This window comes from Actinomadura sp. 9N407 (assembly GCF_044326315.1).
Lineage (GTDB): Bacteria > Actinomycetota > Actinomycetes > Streptosporangiales > Streptosporangiaceae > Spirillospora.
The window spans coordinates 1-23,900 of sequence record NZ_JBIRAW010000054.1 but is presented as its reverse complement, the minus strand read 5'-3'; the positions used below and the strand labels follow the sequence as shown (position 1 = coordinate 23,900).

23 protein-coding genes are annotated in these 23,900 nt (G+C 71.0%); 14 read left to right on the top strand and 9 right to left on the bottom strand.

What is annotated here, in order from left to right:
• Positions 1 to 117: 117 nt before the first annotated feature.
• Complete coding sequence (locus tag ACH34Q_RS45190) at positions 118 to 1,275, bottom strand: PspC domain-containing protein (protein ID WP_395989453.1); 1,158 nt, start codon at positions 1,273 to 1,275, stop codon at positions 118 to 120.
• A gap of 142 nt (positions 1,276 to 1,417) precedes the next feature.
• Between ACH34Q_RS45190 and ACH34Q_RS45185 the strand changes: the two genes are divergently transcribed.
• From ACH34Q_RS45185 to ACH34Q_RS45170, 4 genes are all read left to right on the top strand, one after another.
• Positions 1,418 to 2,659, top strand: coding sequence for a PspC domain-containing protein (locus ACH34Q_RS45185; protein ID WP_395989430.1), 1,242 nt, complete (start codon positions 1,418 to 1,420; stop codon positions 2,657 to 2,659).
• Positions 2,652 to 2,885, top strand: coding sequence for a hypothetical protein (locus ACH34Q_RS45180; protein ID WP_395989429.1), 234 nt, complete (start codon positions 2,652 to 2,654; stop codon positions 2,883 to 2,885). The genes ACH34Q_RS45185 and ACH34Q_RS45180 overlap by 8 nt, the downstream gene beginning before the upstream one ends.
• A gap of 88 nt (positions 2,886 to 2,973) precedes the next feature.
• Positions 2,974 to 3,066 (top strand): putative leader peptide, encoded by a 93-nt coding sequence (locus ACH34Q_RS45175; RefSeq protein WP_395989428.1) that lies wholly within the window; start codon positions 2,974 to 2,976, stop codon positions 3,064 to 3,066.
• An 82-nt stretch (positions 3,067 to 3,148) separates the two neighbouring features.
• Complete coding sequence (locus tag ACH34Q_RS45170; protein ID WP_395989427.1) at positions 3,149 to 4,471, top strand: dicarboxylate/amino acid:cation symporter; 1,323 nt, start codon at positions 3,149 to 3,151, stop codon at positions 4,469 to 4,471.
• Here the strand turns inward: ACH34Q_RS45170 and ACH34Q_RS45165 are convergent.
• The 6 genes from ACH34Q_RS45165 to ACH34Q_RS45140 form a co-directional block, all read right to left on the bottom strand.
• Positions 4,378 to 5,634, bottom strand: coding sequence for a glycerate kinase (locus ACH34Q_RS45165; protein WP_395989426.1), 1,257 nt, complete (start codon positions 5,632 to 5,634; stop codon positions 4,378 to 4,380). The two genes, ACH34Q_RS45170 and ACH34Q_RS45165, sit on opposite strands and share 94 nt — an antisense overlap.
• 65 nt (positions 5,635 to 5,699) lie before the next feature.
• The gene (locus tag ACH34Q_RS45160; protein WP_395989425.1) at positions 5,700 to 7,151 is read right to left on the bottom strand and encodes an SLC13 family permease; all 1,452 of its coding nucleotides are present in this window, start codon (positions 7,149 to 7,151) and stop codon (positions 5,700 to 5,702) included.
• Positions 7,152 to 7,264: 113 nt separating this feature from the next.
• Positions 7,265 to 7,924: a response regulator transcription factor gene (locus ACH34Q_RS45155; protein ID WP_395989424.1), complete on the bottom strand. Its 660-nt coding sequence runs from the start codon at positions 7,922 to 7,924 to the stop codon at positions 7,265 to 7,267.
• Complete coding sequence (locus tag ACH34Q_RS45150) at positions 7,921 to 9,348, bottom strand: sensor histidine kinase (protein WP_395989423.1); 1,428 nt, start codon at positions 9,346 to 9,348, stop codon at positions 7,921 to 7,923. Before ACH34Q_RS45150 ends, ACH34Q_RS45155 begins: the two co-directional genes overlap by 4 nt.
• The gene (locus tag ACH34Q_RS45145; RefSeq protein WP_395989422.1) at positions 9,338 to 9,661 is read right to left on the bottom strand and encodes a hypothetical protein; all 324 of its coding nucleotides are present in this window, start codon (positions 9,659 to 9,661) and stop codon (positions 9,338 to 9,340) included. The genes ACH34Q_RS45150 and ACH34Q_RS45145 overlap by 11 nt, the downstream gene beginning before the upstream one ends.
• A 61-nt stretch (positions 9,662 to 9,722) precedes the next feature.
• Entirely contained in the window at positions 9,723 to 10,151 is a 429-nt protein-coding gene (locus ACH34Q_RS45140; protein WP_395989421.1) for a cysteine dioxygenase, read from the bottom strand.
• A 253-nt stretch (positions 10,152 to 10,404) separates the two neighbouring features.
• On the opposite strand from ACH34Q_RS45140, the gene ACH34Q_RS45135 reads away from it, so the two are divergent.
• Positions 10,405 to 11,907, top strand: coding sequence for an alkaline phosphatase D family protein (locus ACH34Q_RS45135; protein WP_395989420.1), 1,503 nt, complete (start codon positions 10,405 to 10,407; stop codon positions 11,905 to 11,907).
• Between the two features lie 437 nt (positions 11,908 to 12,344).
• Positions 12,345 to 13,583, top strand: coding sequence for a hypothetical protein (locus ACH34Q_RS45130; protein ID WP_395989419.1), 1,239 nt, complete (start codon positions 12,345 to 12,347; stop codon positions 13,581 to 13,583).
• 94 nt (positions 13,584 to 13,677) lie between these two features.
• Here the strand turns inward: ACH34Q_RS45130 and ACH34Q_RS45125 are convergent, their stop codons facing one another.
• Both ACH34Q_RS45125 and ACH34Q_RS45120 read right to left on the bottom strand, forming a co-directional pair.
• Entirely contained in the window at positions 13,678 to 14,328 is a 651-nt protein-coding gene (locus tag ACH34Q_RS45125; RefSeq protein ID WP_395989418.1) for a GNAT family N-acetyltransferase, read from the bottom strand.
• A 59-nt stretch (positions 14,329 to 14,387) separates the two neighbouring features.
• On the bottom strand, positions 14,388 to 14,759 hold the full coding sequence (locus tag ACH34Q_RS45120) for a DUF4267 domain-containing protein (RefSeq protein ID WP_395989417.1): 372 nt from the start codon (positions 14,757 to 14,759) through the stop codon (positions 14,388 to 14,390).
• An 87-nt stretch (positions 14,760 to 14,846) separates the two neighbouring features.
• Between ACH34Q_RS45120 and ACH34Q_RS45115 the strand changes: the two genes are divergently transcribed.
• The 8 genes from ACH34Q_RS45115 (at position 14,847) to ACH34Q_RS45080 (ending at position 23,893) form a co-directional block, all read left to right on the top strand.
• The gene (locus tag ACH34Q_RS45115; protein WP_395989416.1) at positions 14,847 to 15,416 is read left to right on the top strand and encodes a TetR/AcrR family transcriptional regulator; all 570 of its coding nucleotides are present in this window, start codon (positions 14,847 to 14,849) and stop codon (positions 15,414 to 15,416) included.
• Positions 15,417 to 15,527: 111 nt separating this feature from the next.
• Positions 15,528 to 15,683 carry a hypothetical protein gene (locus ACH34Q_RS45110; protein WP_395989415.1) on the top strand — a complete coding sequence of 52 codons (156 nt, stop codon included), beginning with the start codon at positions 15,528 to 15,530 and terminating at the stop codon, positions 15,681 to 15,683.
• The gene (locus ACH34Q_RS45105) at positions 15,683 to 16,399 is read left to right on the top strand and encodes a CHAP domain-containing protein (RefSeq protein ID WP_395989414.1); all 717 of its coding nucleotides are present in this window, start codon (positions 15,683 to 15,685) and stop codon (positions 16,397 to 16,399) included. The genes ACH34Q_RS45110 and ACH34Q_RS45105 overlap by 1 nt, the downstream gene beginning before the upstream one ends.
• A 193-nt stretch (positions 16,400 to 16,592) precedes the next feature.
• Positions 16,593 to 17,087 (top strand): (2Fe-2S)-binding protein, encoded by a 495-nt coding sequence (locus ACH34Q_RS45100; RefSeq protein ID WP_395989413.1) that lies wholly within the window; start codon positions 16,593 to 16,595, stop codon positions 17,085 to 17,087.
• Positions 17,084 to 19,492, top strand: a complete 2,409-nt coding sequence (locus tag ACH34Q_RS45095; protein ID WP_395989412.1) for a xanthine dehydrogenase family protein molybdopterin-binding subunit — start codon at positions 17,084 to 17,086, stop codon at positions 19,490 to 19,492. The genes ACH34Q_RS45100 and ACH34Q_RS45095 overlap by 4 nt, the downstream gene beginning before the upstream one ends.
• Entirely contained in the window at positions 19,489 to 20,346 is an 858-nt protein-coding gene (locus ACH34Q_RS45090) for an FAD binding domain-containing protein (protein ID WP_395989411.1), read from the top strand. Before ACH34Q_RS45095 ends, ACH34Q_RS45090 begins: the two co-directional genes overlap by 4 nt.
• A gap of 167 nt (positions 20,347 to 20,513) precedes the next feature.
• On the top strand, positions 20,514 to 21,368 hold the full coding sequence (locus tag ACH34Q_RS45085; protein ID WP_395989410.1) for an SRPBCC family protein: 855 nt from the start codon (positions 20,514 to 20,516) through the stop codon (positions 21,366 to 21,368).
• A gap of 1,745 nt (positions 21,369 to 23,113) precedes the next feature.
• Entirely contained in the window at positions 23,114 to 23,893 is a 780-nt protein-coding gene (locus ACH34Q_RS45080) for a class I SAM-dependent methyltransferase (protein WP_395989409.1), read from the top strand.
• Positions 23,894 to 23,900 lie beyond the last annotated feature (7 nt).

Genomic DNA, 23,900 nt, shown 5'->3' with positions numbered 1-23,900 from the left:
CGTCTTCACGCGACGGCTTCCCTCGTCGCGTGCTCACTTCTTCGTCGCTCCGCGCGCTCCTCAGTCCAGCCGCCGCGCGGCCGCTCGCAGTGTTCATGCTCATTGCCTCGCTCGCGCTCACTGCTTCTTCATCTCCAGCCGTACTTCGGTGCCCTCGCCGGGGGCGGTGCGGACCTCGGCGGTGCCGCCGTTGCGTTCCATACGTCCGATGATGGACCCCCGGACGCCCATTCTGTCCGCCGGGATCTTGTCGAGGTGGAATCCCTTGCCGCGGTCGCGGACGAAGATGGCCACGTCGTCGCCCTCGACCTCGGCGTAGACGGAGACGGAGGGGGCCTCGGCGTACTTGGCGGCGTTGACCATGGCCTCGCGGGCGGCTTGGAGGCCGGCGCCGAGGCGGTCGTCGAGGTCGGTGTCGCCGACGCAGACGACCTCGATCTGGACGCCGTGGTCGTCCTCGACCTCGCCGGCGATCTCGCGGATCGCGGCGGCGAAGGTCTGGTCGGGGTCGGCCTTGGGCTGGTAGAGCCAGGAGCGCAGGGTGCGTTCCTGGGACCGGGCCAGGCGCTGGACCTCGCGCGGGTCCTGGGCGTTGCGCTGGATCAGGGTGAGGGTGTGCAGCACGGAGTCGTGGACGTGGGCGGCGAGTTCGGCCCTTTCCTGGGAACGGATGCGCTCGTGCCGTTCGGCGTCCAGGTCCTGCCAGAGGCGGACCACCCACGGGGTGACGATCACGGTGATGCCGGTGAGGATGATCAGCATGGCGATCACCACGGAGCGGGCCTGCGCCACGTCGACGCGCTGCGCGACGAATCCGCCGATGCCGCCGCCGACCAGGAGTACGCCCAGCAGGCTGCGCAGCCACATCTGGCGGAGCGGGACGACCCAGCGCTGCCGCTGGTCGCGGTCGGCCTGCTGCCAGAGGATGGAGGCGCCCACGCCGCCGGCGACGAACGGCCACAGGGCGGCCTGGGCGAACCCGGCGCCCCAGGTCAGCGCCGACAGCCCGGCGGCCACCGCCGTGTAGGCGAGCAGCTGGCCCCAGTCGCGTACGGCTCGGCTGGGCCACGGGGCCTCGTCCCGGCGCAGCGGCACCAGGACCCAGAACGCTATGTACGCGGCGACGCCGAGGCCGCTCGCGAGCGTCAGCAGGACGAACGCGGTCCGGATCACGAAGGTGTCGACGCCGAGGTGCGCGGCGAGGCCGCTGCAGACGCCGGCCAGCAGCCGGCCGTCGCGGCGCCGTTCGAGCGGCGCCGCCTTCTCGTTCACCATGGTGTCCCCCACGTTGACGATCGTCACACGGCGCGGGCGCGGGCGCATCAGGGCCCGGCCCTGAACAGGTGGGGTTTTCCTCAGGGTCGTCTCAGGGGTGTCCCGGATACCGCTCGGCGGAGGGAACCGGAACGATGGGGGCATGGCGGACGAGCAGAAGACCACCCCGGCGCGGCTGGCCCGCGAGCCCGAGGGCCGGATCCTCGCCGGAGTGTGCACCGGTCTCTCCCGATACACCGGCATCGACCCGGTCGTGTACCGGGTCGGGTTCGCGATCCTGGTGCTGGCGGGCGGGCAGGGAATTCTGCTGTACGTGGCGGCGGTGCTGGTCATGCCGTCCGGGCCGGGCCAGGAGGCGGTGGCCGAACGGCTGTTCCGGCGCCGGTTCGACGCCACCGGGACGCTGTCGATCATCGCGGCGCTGCTGTGCGCGGCGGTGGTGCTGAGCCTGCTGGGCACGGGGCTCTTCGGTGCGGGGGCGGGCGCGGACGCGGTCGCGGTGCTGACGGTGTTCGGGCTGGTGCTGCTGGTCGCGCACGGCCGGGGCATCGACCTGGCCGGGGTGGCCCGCTCCTTTCCCGAACGGCTGCAGGGCCTTCCGCCCGAGGCGAAGTTCGAGGACCGGCCGGCGCCCGTCTCGTTCGAGAAGCCGGCACCGGACGGGGGCCTCCGCGAGGGAATGATCGATCTCGCCCGGCTCGGGGCGCCCAGGGTCGATCCCGTACCGGAGGCCATGCCCGACCGGCCGAAGGCCGCGGTGGAGAAGTGCAAGGGCGGCCGTCCCGCGCTGACGTCGATCACGCTGCTGGGCGCGCTGGCGGCGGGCGCGGCGATGATCCCGATGGCCCGGACCTATCCGGGGCCGGAGGGAGTGACGCTGGTGACGGCGACCGCGCTGGCCGTGGTGGGGGCCGGGCTGCTGATGGGCGGCTGGTTCCGGGCGCGCGGGCTGGCCGCCATGGGCACGGTGCTCACCTGCGCGCTGCTGACCACGTCCGTGGCCGCGGAGGCACCGCCCGGTTCCCGGTACGGGGAGGTGGAGTGGCGGCCCACGGAGGCCCCGGTCACCCAGAACTACAGGATCGCGGTGGGCAGCGGGCGGCTGGATCTGACCAAGCTGCCGCTGCGGCCGGGGCAGCGGGTGTCGGTGAACGCGGAGATCTGGTTCGGCGAGCTGGACGTGACGCTGCCGAAGGCGGCCCGGGTGGAGATCGACGCGAGGGTCAGGCTGGGTGATCTCGGCCTGCCGGACCGGACGATCGGGGGCCCGAACGCCAAGGCCTCGCTGGTATTGGAGCCGGAGGGGCCGGCCGCGGAGAGCCCGCCGGTGATCGTGCTGCGGGTCCGCGGCCAGGTCGGCGATGTGCAGGTGACCCGTGGCTGAGACCTCGCCCGCGGACAAGGCTTCCGCGCCGGTACGGAAGGCGCGGCGGTTCGATCCCGGCTCGGTGGTGACCGGGCTGTTCTTCCTCGCGGTCGCGGGGGTCTTCTTCGCGGGTGCGCTGTCGGGCGATCCGGTCGCGGGGCCCGAGATCCTGGGCCCGGCGCTGCTGGCCGGGCTGGGCTTGATGGGGATCGTCCGGGTCGTCACCCGCTCCCGCCGGCACTGAAATGTCGGGCATGCCACGGATCGGGCGCTGACGTGCTGTAAGTCACGCCTTGTACCGGGAACACCGAGGTCAGGCGCCATGGTTATCAATGGCCGTGAGGTTCGCTAGGAAGAGCATCCTGCTGGTGGAACGGCTGCACATCGATCTGTGCCGCCTCGCCGGCGCGCTGTGTCGCGCCTGAACCAGCCCTCGCCCCGCCCCTCTCTCCTCATCGTTCCTGGCCGCTTGCCGGACGATGCCTCATGTTCCCGGAGATTCCCGTAGTGAATTTGCGTGTCTGGAAATGGCAGTTCTGGCAGCAGATCGTGCTGGCCCTCGTCCTCGGCGTGGTCGCCGGGGCCCTGATCAACAACCTCGGTGACGGCGCGAAGATCGCCGAATCCTGGCTCGACCCGTTCGGCGGCGTCTACACGAGCATGCTGCGCGTGATCGTCGTCCCGCTGGTGCTGGCCGCGATCGTGGTGAGCATCGGCCGGCTGCGGAACGTGGGCAGCGTGGCCCGGCTGACCGCCAAGACCCTGGGCTGGTTCGTGGTCACCTCCGCGATCGCCACCGCGATCGGCGTGGCCATCGGCCTGCTCGTACGGCCCGGCGAGGGCCTCGGGCAGCTGGCCAGCTCGGCGGCCGAGACCGAGGAGGTGACCTGGACGCAGATCCTGGACAACCTCTTCCCCGCCAACATCGTCGAGGCGATGTCCGAGGGCAACATCCTCGGCCTGGTCACGTTCGCCGCCCTGCTGGGTGCGGCGCTGGTCGCGGTCGGCGAGCGCGGCGAGCGGCTGACCGCGCTGTTCGACGACCTGTACGTGGTCATGCAGAAGATCGTCTGGTGGGTCGTGCGGCTCACCCCGATCGGCTCGTTCTTCCTGATCGCCTCGGTCGTCGCCACGTACGGGCCGAGCTCGCTGGCCCCGCTGGCCAAGTTCACCGGCGCGATCTACCTGGCGGTCGCGCTGATGCTGCTGGTCGCCTACCCGGTGCTGCTGCGGGTGTTCGGCCGCGTCTCGCCGCTGCGGTTCTTCCGCAACACCTGGCCGGCGCTGCAGTTCGCGTTCGTGTCGTCCTCCTCGCTGGCCACGCTGCCGATCGCGCAGAAGGTCCAGATCGAGCGGAACGGCGTGCAGCCCGCGTACGCGAGCTTCGCGCAGCCGCTGGGCGCCACCATCAAGTTCGACGGTTGCGGCGCGATCTACCCGGCGGTGGCCGCGATCTTCGTGGCGCAGTACATGGACATCCAGCTGGGCCTGACCGACTACCTGCTGATCGCGCTCGCCGCGGTGATCGGGCAGCTCGGTACCGGCGGTACGCCCGGCCCGGCGCTGGTCGCGCTGACGCTGACGCTCACCACCGTGGGCCTGCCGCTCCAGGCGGTCGGATACCTGATCGCCATCGACAAGGTCATCGACATGGCCCGGACGGCACTGAACGTCGCCGGCCAGCTCACCGTCCCGGTGATCGTCGCCCGTTCCGAGGGGTTGCTGGACGACGACGTCTACAACGCCGCTCCGGCCGAGCTGACCTCCGACACGGCGCCGCTCTCCGACCGGGAGCCGACCCGGAAGGCACCCGAGCCGGTCCCCGCCTGATCGGTCCCCGCCTGATTGAGGGCGGCACCGAGCAGCACCATGCGCAGCGCGCGCTCCGCGCCGTCCGCGAGGAACTCCTCGCCCCGGGACATGGCCTCCGCGAGGCCCACCGGGGCGGGGAGGATCCCGGCGAACGCGTCGATCCCGCTGCCGTAGACGAGATGGGCGTCGGGCCCGATCGTCCCGGCGAGCGCCAGCACCGGCTTGCCGTACCGCTTGGCCCGGCGCGCCACCTCGGACGGGATCTTGCCTCGCGAGGTCTGCCGGTCGATCGCCCCCTCGGCGGTGATCACCAGATCGGCCCGGGACAGCAGCCCGTCCAGATCCACATGCTCCAGCAGGACCTCGAACCGGGGCAGCAGCCGCGCCCCCACGGCCGCGAGTCCCGCGCCCAGGCCGCCCGAGGCGCCGGTTCCCGGGCCGGTACGGAGGTCGCCGGTCACGCCGAAGTCGCGTTCCAGGACCTCGGCCCAGCGGCACAACGCCGCGTCCAACTCGTCCACTTGGGCTGGGCTCGCACCCTTCTGCGGGCCGTACACGCGGGCCACACCGTCCGGTCCGCACAGCAGGTTGCAGGGGTTGCAGGCGACGAGCAGTTCCGTGTGCTTCAACCGGGGGTCGAGCCCGGACGGGTCGATGCGGTCCAGCCGGGTCAGTGCGGCGCCTCCGGCCGGGAGTTCGTTCCCGTACGCGTCGAGCAGGCGAGCGCCTAGGGCCTGGAGCGCTCCGGCGCCGCCGTCGGACGTCCCCGAGTCGCCGCAGCCGACCAGGATCCGCGCGGCCCCCGCGTCCAGCGCCGCCGCGATCAACTCCCCCACGCCCGCGGTCGTCGTTCGGCCGGGGTCGCGCTCGTTCCGCGGTACGAGGCGCAGCCCCGCCGTGGCGGCCATCTCCACGACCGCCGTACGCGGGCCGGGCCCACCCATGATCGCGAAGTGCGACGCGACCGGCCGGCCGACCGGCCCGGTGGTGATCCGCGGGACGATCCGCCCGCCGGTGCTCCCGGCCAGCGCCGCCGCAGAGCCCTCACCGCCGTCGACCAGCGGAAGGCGGTCGATGGTCGCGTCCGGTACGACCCGTCGCACGCCCCGGGCGATCCCGGCGGCCACCTCCGCGGCGCTCAGTGACTCTTTGAACCCACTCGGGGCGATGACGATGCGCACGGGTTCTCCTTAGACGGGCGGGACGGTTCGAGGGGCAGGACGGACGGTCAGACGGGACGGCCGGGTCAGAGGGGCAGGCCGAGCAGCGGCCAGACGTAGAGGGCGAACGCGAGCACCAGCGCGACGATCAGCGGCGCGAGCACCGACGAGATCCGCAGCAGGTCACGCGAGGTGTAGGTGGCGACGCCCTCGACCTGGTGGAAGAGCGCCACCGGCTTGGCCGAGGACGGGAGCGTGAGGCAGAACCCCGCTGCGGCGGTGGAGGCGAACGCGGCGGCGGCGGGCGATACTCCCGCGCCGACCGCGGCGGCGACCACCAGCGGCACCAGCACGCTCGACCGAGCCGAACGCGATTGCAGCACCAGGTGGGCGAGCGCGCTCACGACGACGACGGTGCCGAGGAACAGCCACGCGGGAACCGCGCGCTCGCCGTCCCCGAAGAGGCCGCCGGCGAGCCAAGCTGCGGCTCCCGTGGTGGTCAGCGCCGCGCCCATGGCCATCGTCGCGGCCATGAACAGCAGCATCGACCAGGGAACGGTCTTCAGCGAGTCGCCCATCCGGACCGTTCCCAGCCAGGGCGAGCAGCTGACGATCGCGCCGACCAGCGCGACCACGGCCGGGGACACGCCGTGCAGCGGTTCGCTGCACCACAGCACGACCACCACGGCCAGGAGCGCGGCCGAGCGCTGCTGGTGCTCGGTGAGCGGGCCGGTCACCCGGATCCCGGCGGCCTCGCCCACGTCCTCGGCGCGGATCGACACCGGCGAGCGGCGGTCCTCGCGCGTGGTGGTCATCAGCAGCACGACCTCGGCGGCGAGATGGGACGAGACCAGCGCCAGCGGCGTACCGAGCAGCAGCCACTGGACGAACCCGATCCGTTCGCCGGTGGCCTGCGCCAGCATCTCGGCGGTGATGAGGTGCGCTCCGGCGCCGATCAGCGTGGCGACGGCCGACAGCAGGATCACCGCCGGGAAGATCAGCGCCAGCGCGAGCACGACCCGGCGCCGTTCCCGCAGCGTGGCCGCGAGCGCGAGGAAGACCGGGAGCGCCAGCGCGGCCCGTCCGGAGGTGGCGGGGATCGCGAACGCGCTCGCCACCAGCGCGGCCGTCGTGAGGTGCGCCAGCTGCCGTACGGTCCGCGCCCCCGCCACGAAGAACGCCGCCGCGCGGGTCGCCAGGCCGGTACGCGAGACCCCGGCGGCGAGCACGAACGCGCAGATCAGCAGCCAGATCGTCGGATCGCCGAGGCTGCCGAACAGCACCTCCGCCTCCAGCGCGCCCGCCGTGATCAGGACGAGCCCGGCGGCCAGCGCGACGAACGTGTCGTCGATCGGCGTGAACATCCACAGCAGCGTCGCCACGGCGAACACCGCGAGCGTGATCCGGCCCGTCATGCCGAGGCCGCCGGCCCCGAGCACGAGGCCCGCGCTCACCGCCACGGCCGCCGCCGCGAGCGCCGCGTACCGGAGTACGGGCCCGGACGGTCCCGCCGCCTTCACCGCCGTCGTCGCCTGCACCGTTCTCCCCTCGCTCGACCGATATGTCGATCATGCGAGCGGGCGGTGAGCCGATCATGAACCGTGCATGAAGGCGCCTTCATCTGCACGAAGGCAGGCCCTGGAACCGCAGGTCAGGGCAGCCGGTAGCCCATGCCCCTGACGGTCTCGACGCAGCCGTCCCCGAGCTTCTTGCGCAGCGCTCGTACGTAGACGTCCACGATGTTGGAGCCGGGGTCGAAGTCGTACCCCCACACGTGGGAGAGGATCTGCTCGCGCGACAGCACCTGCCCCGGATGGCGCAGGAAGAGCTCCAGCAGGACGAACTCGCGCGCGGTCAGATCGACCGTACGATCACCCGCCCGGGCCCGCCGCGTCCGCAGGTCCAGGGTCAGCTCACCGGAACGCAGCAGCGTGACCTCGGGGGTCCGCCCGGGGCCGCGCAGCCGCAGCCGCACCCGCGCCAGCAGTTCCTCGAACCGGAACGGCTTGGTCATCCAGTCGTCCGCGCCGCCCTCCAGCCCCGCCACGGTGTCCTGGACGGAGTCGCGCGCGGTCAGCACGATCACCGGGGTCGTCACCTGGGCCTCGCGCAGCGCCCGCAGCACCGTGAACCCGTCCCGGCCCGGCAGCCCGATGTCCAGCAGGATCAGATCGAAGCCGAGCCCGGTGGCGTACGCGAACGCCATGTCGCCGTCCTCGGCCACCGACGTGCTGAACCCGTTGGCCCGCAGCCCCTTCTCGATGAACGTGGCGATCCGGTGCTCGTCCTCGACGATGAGGATCCTGTTCACGATGCCTGTCCCTTCCCTCGGCCGGCCCTCGGCAGGTCGAGCTCGAACGTCGCGCCCTTCCCCGGGGCGCCGCCCAGCCGTACCGTCCCGTCATGACCGGCGGCGATCGCGGTGACGATCGCGAGCCCGAGCCCCGCGCCCGTACGCGGCCGGCGCCCGCCGCCGCTGCCGTGCGCGAACCGGTCGAAGATCCGTTCCGCGTCCTCGGGGCGCACGCCCGGACCCGAGTCCGCGACCCAGAACCGCACCCGCTCGTCGTCCAGCGCCGACCCGACCCGTACGGCGTCGCCCGGCCCGGTGTGCTGGACGGCGTTCTGCGCCAGCTGCACCACCGCCTGGGTGACCCGCTGCGGATCGACCCGCGCGTCGCCCTCGCCGATCCCGTCCAGGACCCAGTCGCGATCGCCCAGCGCGCGGACCTTGGCGTAGATGTCGCTGGTCAGCTCGGTCACCGGCGTCCACTGGGGCTGGACGAAGTCGGGCCGCTCGGCCTTGGCCAGCAGCAGCAGGTCCTCCACGATGCGGCTCATCCGGTCCAGCTCGTCGCTGACCAGCCGCATCGTCTCCTCCCGTTCACCCGGATCGTCCCCCATCAGCTCCAGATGGCCGCGCACGATCGTGATCGGCGTCCGCAGCTCGTGCCCGGCGTCGTCCACGAACCGCCGCTGGGTCGCGAACGCGTGGTCCAGCCGGTCCAGCATCGCGTTGAACGTCGCGGCCAGCTCCCCCACGTCGTCGCGGCGGTGCACCGGGATCCGGCGGGCCAGGTCCTGCTCGGTGATCTCCGCGGCGGTCCGCCGTACGAGCCGTACCGGGGCCAGGATCCGGCCGGAGACGATCCAGCCGATCCCGGCACCGCCCAGCAGGGCCAGTGCCGACACCGCGCCCATCACCCGCATCATCCGGTCGATCTCCGCGTAGTCCCGTTCGATGAAGTAGGCGATCACGAACGTCGCGGGCCGCTGTCCCGCCGTGTCGACCTTGGCCCAGCGGATCTCCCCGGCCGGGCTCGCGGTCCGTCCCGAGGGGCCCGGCGCGTTCAGGATGCGGCGCAGCACCGCGGTGTCGTCGGGGAGGTTGTACGGTCCCTCGCGGTCCTGCCGGATGATCCGCCCGCCGGGCTCCACGCCCAGCAGCAGCTCGTCGTCGTCGGCGTGCTGGCGGCGCAGATGGGTGAACAGCAGCCGGCCCGGATCCTCGAACCTCCGCCCGGTGTCAGGGTCGAGGCCCTCCCGGGCGAACTGCTCGAACTCGCGCGCCTCCTGCTCCAGCAACTGGATGCCGTCGCCCTCGACCTCGGCGATCAGGATGGCCCGTACCGCGAACGCCACCGAACCCAGCGCCACCGCCATCACGACCAGGAGCCAGGCGAGGATGCGCAGCCGCGCCGAGAACCCCCGCCGTGGCCGCCCGTCAGCCGTCATCCGTGTCGTCGCCGTTGTCGTCGGCCCCGTTGTCGTCGAGATCGTCGTCGTACACCGGCGGCGGCGCCGGGACGAGCGAGGGCTGCGTCGAGGGAGATTTCGAGGGGGAATGCGAGGGAGCAGGGGAACGCGGCGGCAGCCCGGTCCACGGGGACGGGTCGGTTGACGCGGGCGGGCCGCTGTCGCCGACCTGGACCTGCTGCGGCACCTTCGGCTCCCCGGCGGGCTCCGACAGGGCCTGGCTGATCCCGGCGATCCCCAGCGGAACCGCCACGATCGCACCGATGATCGCGATGCGTTGCACGATGGTCATGGCGTTCAGCCTGGTCGCGCCGGGCGAACCCCGGATGAGGCCAGGATGAGGATTTCTTCATCTAGACCAGAGTGGCATGCAGGGTGATCGCGTACGCGGGGCCGGGGTTGGTGAGCTCGTGCGTACGCCCGCCGCCGTGCACTTGGACCCGATTGGTCCGCAGCGGCCGCTCGGTGACGCCCTCGGCGGTGATCCGGATCTCCGCCAGCTCGCCCGCGATCACCGTGCTGACCTCGGTACCGGCATGGTCGTGGAGGTCGGTCCGGTGCCCGGGCGGCCAGGTGGTGAGCCACAGCCGGACACCGTCCACCTCGTCCAGCGGCACCCGTACCGGGCCCGCGGGCTCGAACCTCACCCGGTGCCACCAGTCGGCGGGACGGGCGGACAGCTCGTGGATACGCGTGGCCAGCTGTCCTACCGTGGGGGGACGCCGGACGACCGTGCGGCCGTGGGGATCGTCCTGGCCGCGCATCGTGAGATCGGGAACCATGTGGGAACGCCTTCGTGTACGGCCGGAGATCGGCCGGTCAAGCCGGAAAGGGACGTCGGGCTCAGCTACACGAAGGACACAGCGCGCTGGCCGCGCGGCGCAGGGCCACGGGGCAGACGGAGATGCGCGCTGACATGCCGCCTACCTCACCCTGGTCACGCAGCGTTGTCAAGTCGATCAGTGGAAGATCCCCTGATGTCCGGAGTTCACGCCGCGTCCACCAGCCGACGGGAGCATGCCGACCATGGAGTCCATGAAACGCCGGACCGTCCTCGCGGCGGGCGCCGGAACAGCCCTGAGCCTGCTCGGCGGTGGAACGGCCACCGCGTCGCCCGCGCTGATCCGTACCCGTCCCCGCCTCACCCACGGCGTCCAGAGCGGCGACGTCACCGCACACGAGGCCGTCGTCTGGGCCCGTTCCGACCGTCCCGCCCGGATGCTCGTCGAGGTCAGCCGCCGCCCCGACTTCAAGGGCCTCAAGCAGATCCGCGGCCCGCTCCTGACACCTCGTACGGACCTGACCGGCAAGACACACCTCCGTGGCCTGCCCGCCGGTGAAGAGCTGCACTACCGCGTCCGCTTGGACGACGATCGCCGACGCTCCGAGCCCGTCACCGGACGCCTCCGTACCGCGCCCCGCCGCCGTACGGACATCGGCTTCGTCTGGTCGGGCGACCTGGCGGGCCAGGGCTGGGGCATCAACCCCGACATGGGCGGCTACCGCATCTTCGATTCGATGGGCGCGCTCGACCCGGACTTCTTCCTGTGCAGCGGCGACCTCGTCTACGCCGACGGCCCCCTCACCGAAACGGTCGCCCTCCCCGACGGACGCACCTGGCGCAACCTCGTCACCCCGGAGAAGTCCAAGGTCGCCGAGACCCTCGCCGAATACCGGGGCCAGTTCCGCTACAACCTGCATGACGACAACCTGCGCGCGTTCAACGCCCACGTCCCGATGATCTACCAGTGGGACGACCACGAGGTCGTCAACAACTGGTACCCCGGCGAGATCCTGGACCTCCCCCAATACACCGAGAAGCGCGTGGACGTATTGGCCGCCCGAGCCCGCCAGGCGATGCTCGAATACACCCCGATCCAGGGCGACCGCGTCTACCGCAAAATCTCGTACGGACCCTTGCTGGACGTCTTCGTCCTGGACATGCGTACCCACAAGGACGCCAACGGCGCCAACAACTCCGCCACCCAGCGATCGGGCGTCCTGGGAGCCGAACAACTCGCCTGGCTCAAGCGCGAACTGCGCCGTTCCAAGGCCACCTGGAAGGTCATGGCGGCCGACCTCCCCATCGGCCTCATCGTCCCCGACGGCACGGCCCAGGAAGGCATCGCCCAGGGCGACGGCGGCGCCCCGCTTGGCCGCGAACGCGAGATCGCCGACCTCCTCTCGTACGCGAAGAAGAACAAGGTCGCCAACATGGTCTGGCTGACGGCCGACGTCCACTACACGGCGGCCCACTACTACGACCCGGCCAAGGCGGCGTTCAAGGACTTCGACCCGTTCTGGGAATTCGTCACCGGCCCCCTGAACGCCGGCGCCTTCGGCCCCAACAAGCTCGAAGGCACCTTCGGCCCCCAGCTCAAATTCCAGCAGGCGCCCCCGCGCGCCAACACCTCACCCGCCGAGGGCTACCAATTCTTCGGCGAAGCGTCCATCGACGCGCACTCGTCGGAGCTGACCGTCAACCTCCGCGACATCGACGGCAAGAAGCTCTACACGCAGGCATTGCGTCCGAACTGAGTCCAAGAACGGGCGAGCACCACCCGACCCGTACACACGGCCGAGTCACACCAGCGGACGTACCTCGGGGAACGCCCCGTCGAGACGGCCGACATCATCGTCCCAGCCGACCGGTACGAGCTGGCGTACAGCATCCCCGTCGACTGACGCGAACCAACCCGCCCACTGGCCCCCGTCCGCGTTGACTCGTGGCGTGTTCGCCCTGTCTGCGCCTTGGACGGGCGAACACGCCACGAGTCAACCGGCAGGCGGGGCCGAGGCTTCGCGAACGGCGGCACGCCCACGGTGGTGCCCTGGTGTCACGGAACCGGCCGAGAAACGGTAGCCATCTGATCACTCTTGGTGAATCCATCGCGCCCTACGGGGCCAGAGGCAAACTGAGGGGGAGGAGCGAGGCTCTACGGCCTGCCCTCGAGTGTCGGCGAGAGGACACCGCAATGCCCTCGGACAAGGAAGCGATCGGCGCCCGGTTGCGTCAGGCCCGGGAGGCGCCGCCCTATTGGACTCGGGGAGAATTCGCGCGCCTGCTACGGGCGCAGGCCACCCCGGACGAGCGACCGTACGTCGCGCACGTCGGCACCCTCACTGACATGATCAAGCAGTGGGAGTCCGGCAAGCACCTTCCGAGCCACCGCTACCGCAGGCTGTACGCCCGCGTGACAGGACGCGCTGAGGCCGAGCTCTTCGGCCGTTCGAGCATTTCCGCCGCGCATGCCGCACAGGCATCTCCGGCGGAGGCCGAATTCCTCGAACTGGCGGCACGCGCCGACGTCTCTGCCCTGGCGGCCCACACGCTCGAACTGCTGGACGTGGTGGTGGATCGCTTGTGCCGCGACTACCCGACGGTCTCCCCCGTCGTGCTGACTCAGCGCGGAAAGGCGCATCTGGACTCCGTCATGCGGCTGCTGGACGGGCGCACCACTCTGGCGGAGCATCGAGAGCTGCTCGTCCACGCAGGGTGGATCTCCGCGCTGCTCGCATGCACGCTCTACGACGCCGGAGACCCGGCGAACGCCGAGGTCGCACGCCGTACCGCACTGCGGCTCGGCGAGCAGGCCGGGCACGGCGAGATCATCGGCTGGGCGTGGGAGATCGCGGCCTGGTTCGCGCTCGTCGAGCGCCGTTACGACGCCGTGGTCACGCTCGCGGAAGAGGGACTCCGGCACGCGGGCGAGACCAGCGGCGCGGTGCAGCTCACCCTGCAGGCGGGGCGCGGGTACGCGCGCATGGGCGATCGGCGCGCTCTTGAGTCGCTCAAGGCCGGGCGGGCGATCCTGGACCGGCTGCCGCGTCCCGACCACCCCGATCACCACTTCGTGTTCGATCACGACAAGTACGAGTTCTACTGCTCGACGATCTACACCATGCTCGGCCATGACGAGGCGGCCGAGGAGCACGCACGGGAGGTCGTCGCGCAGTGCCGGCGGCGCGCCGATCCCGTGCGCTGGCCGATGCGCCTTTCCATGGTCCACCTGGACCTGGGCCAGGTGGCAGGGCGGCGCGGTGATCTGGACGAAGCCGTGCGGCACGGGCGCGCCGCGCTGGTGCCGGTGCGGCGGTCCGGCGATCTGCTGCCGCGAGCGGCGGAGTTGCACCGGCAGTTGGAAGGCCGCTGGGCGAGCGAACGCCGCGTGGCGGACTTCGCCGAGCAGCTCAGGCACGAGCAGCGCGGCTGACTCGGCGAAGTCCGCCACGATCCGTGACAACCGTCCGGTCGACCGGTACGAGCTGGCGTACAGCATCCCCGTCGGCTGACGGGAGGTGGAGCGTTCAGGCTGGGTCGAGGCCGAAGAGGGGGAGGCACGGCGCCAGGCCCTCGATGGTGACCGGGGTGGTGTTGTGGTGTTCCCAGGCGGCACGGGTCAGGCGCCGGCGGTGGTCGATGACCAGGGCCTCACGAATGGCGCGGCGTTCGATGCCGTCGGGCTGGTAGCCGAGTTTGCGGGAGACGGCGAGGGAGGCGTGGTTGTCCTCGAAGGCGCTGGAGACGGCTTCCTGGACGCCCAGCCCGGCGAAGGCCAGGTGCAGAACAGCGGCCCGCATCTCGGTGCCGATCCCCTGCCCCTGGTGGCGCCGCCCGAGCCATGAGCCGGTGCCCACCTGGCGCGTGATCGCCAGGTCGCGGCCGCTGATGCCCTGCGTCCCGACGACGGCGCCGGCGTGGAGGACGGTGAGGTTGAGCGACCAGTCCTGCGGCGTCCAGGTGCCCAGCTGTCGCCAATAGTGCTGGACGACCCCGCGCGCGATCTCGGCGGGCGTTCCGTTCGTCCACGGGACCAGGAACGGCATCGTCTCCGGAGGGTGGATGCCCTCCGCCGCGAGCTCGGCCAGGGCCGCGAGTTCTTCGGGTGACGGGAGCCTCAGCTCGAGCCGCGGCGTGGTCAGCCGCAGCCCGAGCAGCGGGAAGTGGTCCACGATCATCTCCCCATCCTGGCCATCGTGTCGCCGGGGACGCATCCGGTTTTCGAGGCGGCGCGTGGTCAGAGGGCGAAGAGGAGGGCGGCGTTGAGGAGAACGACGACGGCGGTGGCGAAGTGGATGCCGTAGGCGACCGCCTTGGTGCCGCCGTTGCGGAGGACGACGAGGGTGTCGCCCAGCGGGTTGATGGCGACCACCAGCATGAACAGGGCCACGGCGTGGGCGTCGGCGAAGGCGATCAGGGCCAGGCCGAGGACGCCGTAGCTGAAGTCGCGCAGGCCCTTGATGGTCAGGTAGGCGGGGTCTCCGTCCGGCTTGGCGGGGACGCCGTAGCCGGCGGCCGAGGCCTGGGGCACCAGGAGGAAGCGGGCGCCGATGAAGACGATCATGAGGTTGAGCAGGATGGCCAGGCCGTAGGCGATGGGGGCGAGCATGGCGTACTCCAAAAGTTAGCAGCGCTAGGAATGCGGTCGACACTAGCAGAGCGATGACAGTGGAGCTAGCGCTGCTAGGATCCAGCCATGTCGATTCAGGCGCGCCGGGAGCGCGAGCGGGCGGAACGGGAGCGGCTGATCGTCGCGACGGCACGGGAGCTGGCCGAGACCGAGGGGTGGGACGCGGTGACGACACGGCGGCTCGCCGCGGAGATCGAGTACAGCCAGCCGGTGCTCTACAGCCATTTCAAGGGCAAGGGCGCCATCATGGCCGCGGTCGTGGTCGAGGGGTGCGCCGAGCTCGCGGTGCAGATGCGCGAGGCCCGTACGGCGGCCGGTCCGGGGCGTGCGCCTGCCGCGGTCGGTGCGGCGTACGCGGCCTTCGCGGAGGAACGGCCCGCGCTGTACGACGCGATCTTCACGCACGATGTCGACCTGCCGTTCGGGACTCCGGAAGCGCCGGCCTCCCTGCAGGAGGCCTTCGGGGAGTTGCGCGAGACCGTGCGGCCGATCGCCCGTGGCGATGAGCTGGAAGTGCTGACCGAGACGTTCTGGAGCGGGCTGCACGGACTGGTCACGCTCATGCGCAACGGGAGGCTCCGCCGGGAGGATCACCAGCGGCGGCTGGAGCTCATGATCGGCCGCTTTTCCAGCTGACCAGCGGATGGTGACCGTCCGTTGACTTCTTTTAACCGCTGGTCATTGAACTCCAGGTAGTTGTTTGCTTACGCTATGTCCAGACGTGGCGGGTCAACTGCCGGAGGTGCTGTGAGTTCCAAGGAATCTGAGCAGCCGAACGGCCTGGACGAGGTCGACGTTCATCCCGATGTGCATCGGGCCACCGAGGAGGACGAGGAACAGGTCCTGCGGGCCCTGTACGGGGAGCCCGACGAGGACGGGATCTACCGCGGGGAGGAGATCTGATGGGGTCCGCCGGCGGGATGGTACGGGCGGCGCGCAGGTCACTGGGCATGGCGGGGCGTCCCAACCGGATCACCAAGGCGTACGCGAAGAAGCACGGGGACGAGTTCCTGAACGCGGCGTGGTGCAACATGGCCATCACGTACTGGGCGCGCAAGTCCGAGAACGCGGGGGCCGTGCTGCCCGAAGGCGATCGGGCCTACACGGTGTCCCACGCGCAGGACTTCAAGAAGGCCGACCGGTGGTTCAAGGGCACGACCGCGAACGTGAACCGGGCCAAGCCGGGCGACATCGTGTTCTTCGACTGGGGCAACTCCAACTCCGTCGGGGCCATCGACCACGTGGGGGTGGTCGAGAAGAGGCTCGGCGGCGGGCGGGTCCAGACGATCGAGGGCAATACCGGCAACGCGTGCAAGCGCAGGGTGCGCTCGTCGAGCGTGATCGCCGGGTTCGGACGGCCGGAGTACGGGTCGTCGCACTGGACGGAGGACATCGTGGACAAGCTGCCGACGCTGCGCAAGGGCGCCGAGGGCGAGCACGTGCAGACGCTGCGGGCGCTGCTGATGGCGCGGTCGCATCTGGAGATCCGGGACGTGGACGGGCCGTTCGACACGAAGGTGGAGCTGGCCGTACGGGCGCTTCAGCTGTGGGGCAAGGTCGAGGCCGACGGGATCGTCGGCCCGAAGACGTGGCCGGTGCTGCTGCGCGTCCACAAGTAGGCAACGTTCACCAGGAGCCAAAAAGGGCCACGCCGGGGGCTAGTGCAAGATTCAACCGCGTCGTAGGTTCGTAGGGTCGCCCAGCCTTCCAGGCCGGAGGTGGCCCCGATGCCGTGGCCTGACCAGCGTGCTCCGCCCCTAGGGACGTCTCTCCCTGCCTGCCCCACCCCCCGAGACGTCCCTGGGAGAACGAATGCCACGAATCAGTGTCGAGGTCGACGGCGCGACGTACGAGGACGATGTCGAACCGCGCCTCCTACTCGTCCATTATCTGCGCGACCGGCTGGGCAAGGTCGGTACCCCGATCGGGTGCGACACCACCAACTGCGGCACGTGCACCGTCCTGGTGGACGGGATGAGCGTGAAGAGCTGCTCCATGCTGGCCGTCCAGGCGGACGGCAAGCAGATCACCACGATCGAGGGCCTGGGTCTGGACGGGGAACGCCATCCGATGCAGCGGGCCTTCCATGAGGCGCACGCGCTGCAGTGCGGCTACTGCACCCCCGGGATGATCCTCGCCTCGATCGACCTGCTCCGCGAGAACGCCGACCCCTCGGACGACGAGATCCGCGAGGGGCTCGAAGGCAACCTGTGCCGCTGCACGGGTTACCAGAACATCGTGCACGCCGTACGCGACGCGGCGGCCGAGATGCGGCGGCCCGCCGCCGAGCGCGAGGTGACCTCATGACCGAGGTCGGCTCGCCGCGGAAGCGGTCGGAGGACGCCCGCCTCGTCACGGGGCGGACGAAGTGGACCGACAACATCCAGGCGCCGGGCACGCTGCACGTGGCGTTCCTGCGCAGCCCGCACGCGCACGCGCGGATCGAGAGCGTGGACGTGGCGGAGGCCCGGCGCAGGCCGGGCGTGGTGGCGGTGCTCACCGGCGCCGATCTGGCCGCCGAGCAGGGCAGCCTGCCGTGCGCGTGGCCGGTGACCGAGGACATGAAGCTGCCCGACCATCCGCCGATGGCGGTGGAGGAGGTGCGGTACGCCGGGGAGCCGGTGGCGTGCGTCATCGCGCGGGACCGGTACGCGGCCGTCGACGCGCTCGAAGAGATCGACGTGGACTACGCGCCGCTGCCCGCGGTGGTGGACATGGAACGGGCGGTACGCGGAGACGACGGGCTCGTGCACGAGTCGCTGGGCACCAACGAGAGCTACACGTGGGTGTTCGAGAACGGTGACGTCGAGGCGGCGATGCGGGACGCGCCGGTCGTCATCGAGCGCCGGTACGTCCAGCAGCGGCTCATCCCGACGGCGATGGAGCCGCGGGCCGTCCTGTGCGTTCCGGACGGCGACGAGTTCACGCTGTATTCGGCGACGCAGATCCCGCACATCCTGCGGCTGATGCTGGCGGTCGTGACCGAGATCCCCGAGCACCGGATCCGGGTGGTCGCGCCCGATGTGGGCGGCGGGTTCGGGTCCAAGCTGCAGGTGTACGGGGAGGAGGTCCTGTGCCTGCTGCTGGCGCGGCGGCTCGGACGGCCCGTGAAGTGGACCGAGTCGCGCAGCGAAGGGAACATGACCACCCATCACGGCCGCGACCAGATCCAGCGGCTGACGCTGGCGGCGGAGCGCGACGGGCGGATCCGCGGGCTCAAGGTCGAACTGCTGGCCGACATGGGCGCGTACCTGATGCTGGTCACGCCCGGGATCCCGATCCTGGGCGCGTTCATGTTCAACGGCATCTACAAGATGGACGCGCTCTCGTTCACGTGCACGGGCGTCTTCACGACCAAGACGCCGACCGACGCGTACCGGGGCGCGGGGCGGCCGGAGGCGACGTTCGCGATCGAGCGGCTGATGGACGAGCTGGCCGAGGAGCTGGACCTCGATCCGATCGAGGTGCGGCGGCGCAACTGGATCAAGCACGAGGAGTTCCCGTACGAGACCATCGCGGGCCTGACCTACGACTCGGGCAACTACGAGGCGGCGACGGACCGGGCGCTGGCGCTGTTCGAGTACGACAAGCTGCGCGCCGAGCAGTCCGACCGGCGCGAGCGCCGCGATCCGGTGCAGCTGGGCATCGGGGTGTCGACGTTCACCGAGATGTGCGGGCTGGCGCCGTCGCGGGTGCTGGGCTCGCTGTCGTACGGCGCGGGCGGCTGGGAGCACGCGGCGGTACGGGTGCTGCCGTCCGGCAAGGTCGAGGTCGTCACCGGTTCGTCACCGCACGGCCAGGGACATGCGACCGCGTGGGCACAGATCGCCGCCGACCGGCTCGGCGTGCCGTTCGAGGACGTGAAGGTCCTGCACGGTGACACGGCGGTGTCGCCCAAGGGCATGGACACCTACGGCTCGCGGTCGCTGGCGGTGGGCGGCGTCGCCCTGTACGGGGCGTGCGAGAAGGTGATCGACAAGGCCCGCAGGATCGCCGCGCACCTGCTGGAGGCGGGTGAGCAGGACCTGGAGTTCAGCGAGGGCCGGTTCAGCGTGCGCGGGGTCTCCGAGGAGGGCCGGACGCTGCAGGAGGTCGTCACGGCGGCGTTCGCGGCGCACGACCTGCCGGACGGGATGGAGCCGTCGGTGGACGCCGACGCCACGTTCGATCCGGAGAACTTCTCGTTCCCGCACGGGACCCATCTGTGCGCGGCCGAGGTCGACACCGAGACCGGCATGGTGAAGCTGCGCTCGTACGTGGCGGTCGACGACATCGGCAAGGTCGTCAACCCGATGATCGTCGAGGGCCAGGTGCACGGCGGGCTCGCGCAGGGCATCGCGCAGGCGCTGTACGAGGAGGCCGTGTACGACGCCGAGGGCAACCTGACGACGACCACGATGGCCGACTACCTGGTGCCGTCGGCGGCGGATCTGCCCGACTTCACCACCGACCGTACCGAGACGCCGGCGACGTCCAACCCGCTCGGCGTGAAGGGCGTCGGCGAGGCCGGGACGATCGCCTCGACACCGGCCGTGGTCAACGCGATCGTCAACGCGCTGCGCCCGTACGGCGTGAACGACATCGCGATGCCCTGCTCACCCGAACGGGTCTGGCGCGCTCTGCAGGAAGCGGGCGGCCACGATCCCGGGTCGGGAAGCGGCGTCCAACCAGGTGCCGGTGGCGGCCTCGGATCCGTAGGGGGTGCGGCATGATTCCGGCGCAGTTCGAGTACGTCCGGCCCGCCTCGCTCGACGACGCCGCCAGGGCGCTGGCGGACGCGGGCGAGGACGCCAAGGTGCTGGCCGGCGGGCAGAGCCTGATGCCGCTGCTGCGGCTGCGGCTCGCCTATCCCGACGCGCTCATCGACCTGGACCGGATCGGGCCGCTGCGCGAGATCCGCGACGAGGGCGACGCGCTGCTGATCGGCGCGATGGCGACGCACCACCAGGTGCTCCGCGATCCGCTGGTGAACGAGCACGCGCCGCTGATCGTGAAGGCGACGGCGACCGTGGCCGATCCCGCGGTACGGCATCGCGGCACGTTCGGCGGCTCGCTGGCGCACGCCGATCCGGCCGGTGACCTGCCCGCGGTGGCGCTGGCGCTGGACGCGGTGTTCCTGGTCCGTTCGGTGAACGGCGAACGGGAGATCCCGGCGGCCGACTTCTTCGTCGACTGGATGACCTCGGCGATGGAGCCGGACGAGCTGCTCGTGGGCGTGCGGGTGCCCAAGCTCGGGCCGGGCTGGGGCGTCCACTACGAGAAGTTCCACCGGACGGCCCAGGCGTGGGCGATCGTCGGGGTGGCGTGCGCGGTGCGGCGCGACAACGGCGCCATCGACGGCGCCCGGATCGCGCTGACCAATATGGGCCCCGTTCCGGTACGGGCGAGCGGTGTCGAGGAGTCCGTCCAAGGCCGGGCGATCTCGCCGGACACGTTCCGTTCGGCGGCGGAGTCGGCCGCCGAGGGGACGTCCGCCTCGGCGGATCTGCACGGATCGGCCGAGTACAGGGAGCATCTGGCCCGGGTTCTCACCGCGCGCGCGATGGCCGCCGCCGCGGCGGTCTGACGGCCGTTTCCGTCGTGGTCATGTGGCCGGGACCGTACATCGCAGGGTACGGAGACCGGCCGCATGACCGCCCCCGCCTACGCGCGGTAGCCGGGGGGCATCTGGCGGCGGGACGGGCGACGGTCGTAGGGTCACGGGCAAGCCCCCGGATGAGAAGGACCGAAAACATGGAGCTCGACCACGAATTCACCGTCCCCGTACCGGTGGATCAGGCCTGGTCGGTGCTGCTCGACGTGGAGCGGGTGGCATCCTGCATGCCGGGCGCGACGCTGGACTCGGTGGACGGCGACGAGTACGCGGGCCGGATGAAGGTGAAGGTCGGCGCGATGACCATCACCTATCGCGGGACGGCACGCATCACCTCCGCCGACGAGTCCGCCCGTACGGTCACGCTGGAGGCGTCCGCCAAGGAGGCCCGCGGTTCCGGCACCGCGTCGGCGACCGTGGTGTCGCAACTGCACGACGAGGGCGACTCGACGCGTGTGACGGTGCACACCAAGCTCAACGTGACCGGGCGCCCGGCGCAGTTCGGCCGCAACATCCTCTCGGAGGTCGGCGGCAAGCTCGTCTCGCGGTTCGCCACGTCGCTCGCGGAGGAGCTGGAGTCGCCCGAATCGACCGGCCCCGCGCCCGCCGACCCCGCTCCGGCCGACGCGGCGACGCCCGACGGCGGGCTGATCGAGGCGAAGCCTGTGGAGGCACCCGCGGACCCGGCGGCCGGCGAGCCGGCGGCGGGCGAGATCGCCGAGGCGAGCGCGGCCCCGGGCGGCACCGGATCGGGCGGCGAGCCGACGCCGATCGCGCCGCAGGTACCGCAGCAGCGTCCGGCCAGCGCGATGGAGTCGACCTCCTCGGACGGCGTCGTGTCCCCGATCCGGCGGCGCCGGGAGGCGGACGACGCGATCGACCTGCTGGAGATCGCGGGCCCGTCGGTGGCCAAGCGCGCTCTTCCGGCGGCGGGCGCAGTCCTGGCCCTGCTACTGGTGATCCGCTTCCTGGTCCGGCGGCGCCGCAAGGGCTGACCAGGCAGCTGATCAGGCTCCTCGGGCGGCATCGACGAGTACGGAAGGGCGGGATTCGGCCTCGCGTCGCAGGACGGGCCGCCCGCCCTTCGCCGTGGAACGAACGCCAGCCCGGCCGCCAGCGCGCCGAGCGGCATCGCCGGCAACACGTACCGGTAGTCGAAGTCGGCCGTGGCCGCCGGGACGACGAGAAGCACGGCCGAGACCATCCACGGGAACACGGCCCGCCGCCGAGGCCCTCGGTGCAACACGACCCCTACTCCGGCCACCAGCAGCAGTGCGCCGAGTTCCGTACCGGGTAGGTGGACCCAGTCCTGGTAGGCGCGCACCCATCCCGCGTAGGGCTCCACAACGGGACGAGACTCACCGGCATGCGCGTAAGGGTCGGCCACCTTTGACTGCCGGTTGTTCAGCGACTTCTCCTTGCCGGGGAATTCGTACTTCTGGAACGTCCACGGGGTCGGGTGCACCGTCCGTTCCCAACTGAACGCCCGCAGCGTGTCCCGTACGACGACGCGCGCATAGTCGCCCGGCTGCGCGCGAATGGCGGCGATGGCGAATTCGCCTGCCATCTCATTGCCTCCGACCTTTCCGCCCTTGATGTCGGTGAACGGTGACTGCTCTGTCCACAGGGCCGCGTACGGCGGTGACACTTCCTCCGGCGCTGGAGGGGGGCAGAGCCGTTCGAGTTCGGGACGTGGCTTGATGACCGAGCAGTCAGCGAAGCTCGCCGTCCGCCCGTACAGGAAGACCTTCTCCGTACCCGTCATCGCGAGCTTTCCGTGCTCCTGCTGGTACCAGAGCATGTAGAGCCCGATGGGCATGGCGGCCGCCATGACGACGGCCACGGCAGGAACGATCGCGGCCCGGAAGTCCTTCCGTCGTAGGAAGAGCCACAGCAGAACGACTCCCAGCAAGGGCAAGCCGACCGAACGGACCGTCGCAGCGAGCCCTAAGCAGAGCCCGGCAACGGCTGCCCTCTCCCATGTCAGCTTGGGCCGCCACAACAGCACGGTGACCATCGCCGCCACGAAGAACATGAACAGCGTGTCGGACAGGATCAGGTGCTCCAACTGAAGCTGGTAGGCATCGAAGAGCACCGGTGACGCCACCGCCGTACCCAAGACCCCTGGCAGCCATCTACGTCCGGGCCAGGCGGCGTGGGCATGCCGCCACACAAGCGCGTACAGCATCACGCCTGTGGCGACACCGATCAGATGCTGTACGGACACCACCGCGATGAAGCTGTGCAAGGGCTCCAGCAACCACAGCAGTAGGGAGTAGCCGCTGGCGCGCGTCGAGGAAGGCGAAAGTGTCAGCGCGCTGCGCAAGTAGCCCACCGAATCACCGAGCCACATGCCGGTCGGATAGCCGACCACCGCAAGGACTCGCAGTGCCACCGCCACCAGCACCGCCACGAACATCAGAACATGCGCTCGGTACGGCTTCGCCACCCCGTCTGGCTTCGCTACCTCGTCTGGCTTGACTACACCCTCTGGCCTGACTGCGCCGTCTGGCACAACGGCAGCGCGGCCCCTGGCCCCCACGCGTTCCTCCCCTGAGCGCCGAGCGGAATCCTCCCGTTAGCCCGTACCCCCACTGTCCGTTTCATGCCGGTGAGCGCCGACAGGACCGGCACGGGCCCGGCCAGCGAGGCGAAACGCAGTAAAAAGCCAGGTCAACGATCCGATCTCGACCGGCGGCGCGAGTGGCCCGGCCCCGCCGCGATGCCGTCGGGTGGTCCTGTGGACACCATCGAGATTCAGCGGATCGTCGAGGTCGAGGACGACAACTGGTGGTACCGCGAACGCCGCCGCGTCGTCGCCCGGGAACTGCGCCGCACCGGCGGCAGCGGGCTGGCCGTGGACATCGGCGCGGCCGGCGGCGGCAACACCCGCGTGCTGAAGGACCACGGCTGGCAGGCCATCGCCGTCGACAGCTCCGAGACCGCCGTGGACCTCTGCATGGCCCAGGGCATCGACGCGTACCACGGCGACGCCTGCTTCCTGCCGCTCCCGTCCGGGGAGCAGGATCTGGCGCTCGCGCTCAACGTCCTGGAGCACGTCGACGACGACCGCGCCGCCGCGTCCGAGATCGCCCGGATACTGCGGCCCGGCGGAACCGCGCTGATCTCCGTACCGTGCGACATGGCACTGTGGTCGGCGCACGACGTCGCCCTCGGCCGCGTCCGCCGCTACTCACGCCGCGCGCTCACCGACCTCCTGGAGGAGGCGGGGCTGGCGGTCGACCGGATGTGGAGCTGGAACGTCCTGCTCCGCCCGCTGGTCCGGCTGCGCCGCCACCGTTCCGCGCACTACGAGGACATGGCGCACCTGCACCCGTTCCTGAACGAGACGCTGCACATGGTCGCGGCGCTGGAACGGCGGCTGCCCGTCAAGACGTGGCCGGACGTCACCCTCGTCCCGCCCGCGGCCCACCTCACACGTGGAACTGCTCACCGCCGGCAAGCGCGCATACTTCCAAGAGTGTCGCCAATGGATCACGAGGACGAACCGACCGCCTGAATCTCCC

What these genes read in the sequence shown, in the direction of transcription:
- ACH34Q_RS45190 (WP_395989453.1), bottom strand. Translation starts at nt 1,275, where the DNA reads ATGGTGAACGAGAAGGCGGCGCCGCTCGAACGGCGCCGCGACGGCCGG.
- ACH34Q_RS45185 (WP_395989430.1), top strand. Translation starts at nt 1,418, where the DNA reads ATGGCGGACGAGCAGAAGACCACCCCGGCGCGGCTGGCCCGCGAGCCC.
- ACH34Q_RS45175 (WP_395989428.1), top strand. Translation starts at nt 2,974, where the DNA reads ATGGCCGTGAGGTTCGCTAGGAAGAGCATCCTGCTGGTGGAACGGCTG.
- ACH34Q_RS45150 (WP_395989423.1), bottom strand. Translation starts at nt 9,348, where the DNA reads ATGACGGCTGACGGGCGGCCACGGCGGGGGTTCTCGGCGCGGCTGCGC.
- ACH34Q_RS45145 (WP_395989422.1), bottom strand. Translation starts at nt 9,661, where the DNA reads ATGACCATCGTGCAACGCATCGCGATCATCGGTGCGATCGTGGCGGTT.
- ACH34Q_RS45140 (WP_395989421.1), bottom strand. Translation starts at nt 10,151, where the DNA reads ATGGTTCCCGATCTCACGATGCGCGGCCAGGACGATCCCCACGGCCGC.
- ACH34Q_RS45135 (WP_395989420.1), top strand. Translation starts at nt 10,405, where the DNA reads ATGAAACGCCGGACCGTCCTCGCGGCGGGCGCCGGAACAGCCCTGAGC.
- ACH34Q_RS45130 (WP_395989419.1), top strand. Translation starts at nt 12,345, where the DNA reads ATGCCCTCGGACAAGGAAGCGATCGGCGCCCGGTTGCGTCAGGCCCGG.
- ACH34Q_RS45125 (WP_395989418.1), bottom strand. Translation starts at nt 14,328, where the DNA reads ATGATCGTGGACCACTTCCCGCTGCTCGGGCTGCGGCTGACCACGCCG.
- ACH34Q_RS45120 (WP_395989417.1), bottom strand. Translation starts at nt 14,759, where the DNA reads ATGCTCGCCCCCATCGCCTACGGCCTGGCCATCCTGCTCAACCTCATG.
- ACH34Q_RS45115 (WP_395989416.1), top strand. Translation starts at nt 14,847, where the DNA reads ATGTCGATTCAGGCGCGCCGGGAGCGCGAGCGGGCGGAACGGGAGCGG.
- ACH34Q_RS45105 (WP_395989414.1), top strand. Translation starts at nt 15,683, where the DNA reads ATGGGGTCCGCCGGCGGGATGGTACGGGCGGCGCGCAGGTCACTGGGC.
- ACH34Q_RS45100 (WP_395989413.1), top strand. Translation starts at nt 16,593, where the DNA reads ATGCCACGAATCAGTGTCGAGGTCGACGGCGCGACGTACGAGGACGAT.
- ACH34Q_RS45095 (WP_395989412.1), top strand. Translation starts at nt 17,084, where the DNA reads ATGACCGAGGTCGGCTCGCCGCGGAAGCGGTCGGAGGACGCCCGCCTC.
- ACH34Q_RS45090 (WP_395989411.1), top strand. Translation starts at nt 19,489, where the DNA reads ATGATTCCGGCGCAGTTCGAGTACGTCCGGCCCGCCTCGCTCGACGAC.
- ACH34Q_RS45085 (WP_395989410.1), top strand. Translation starts at nt 20,514, where the DNA reads ATGGAGCTCGACCACGAATTCACCGTCCCCGTACCGGTGGATCAGGCC.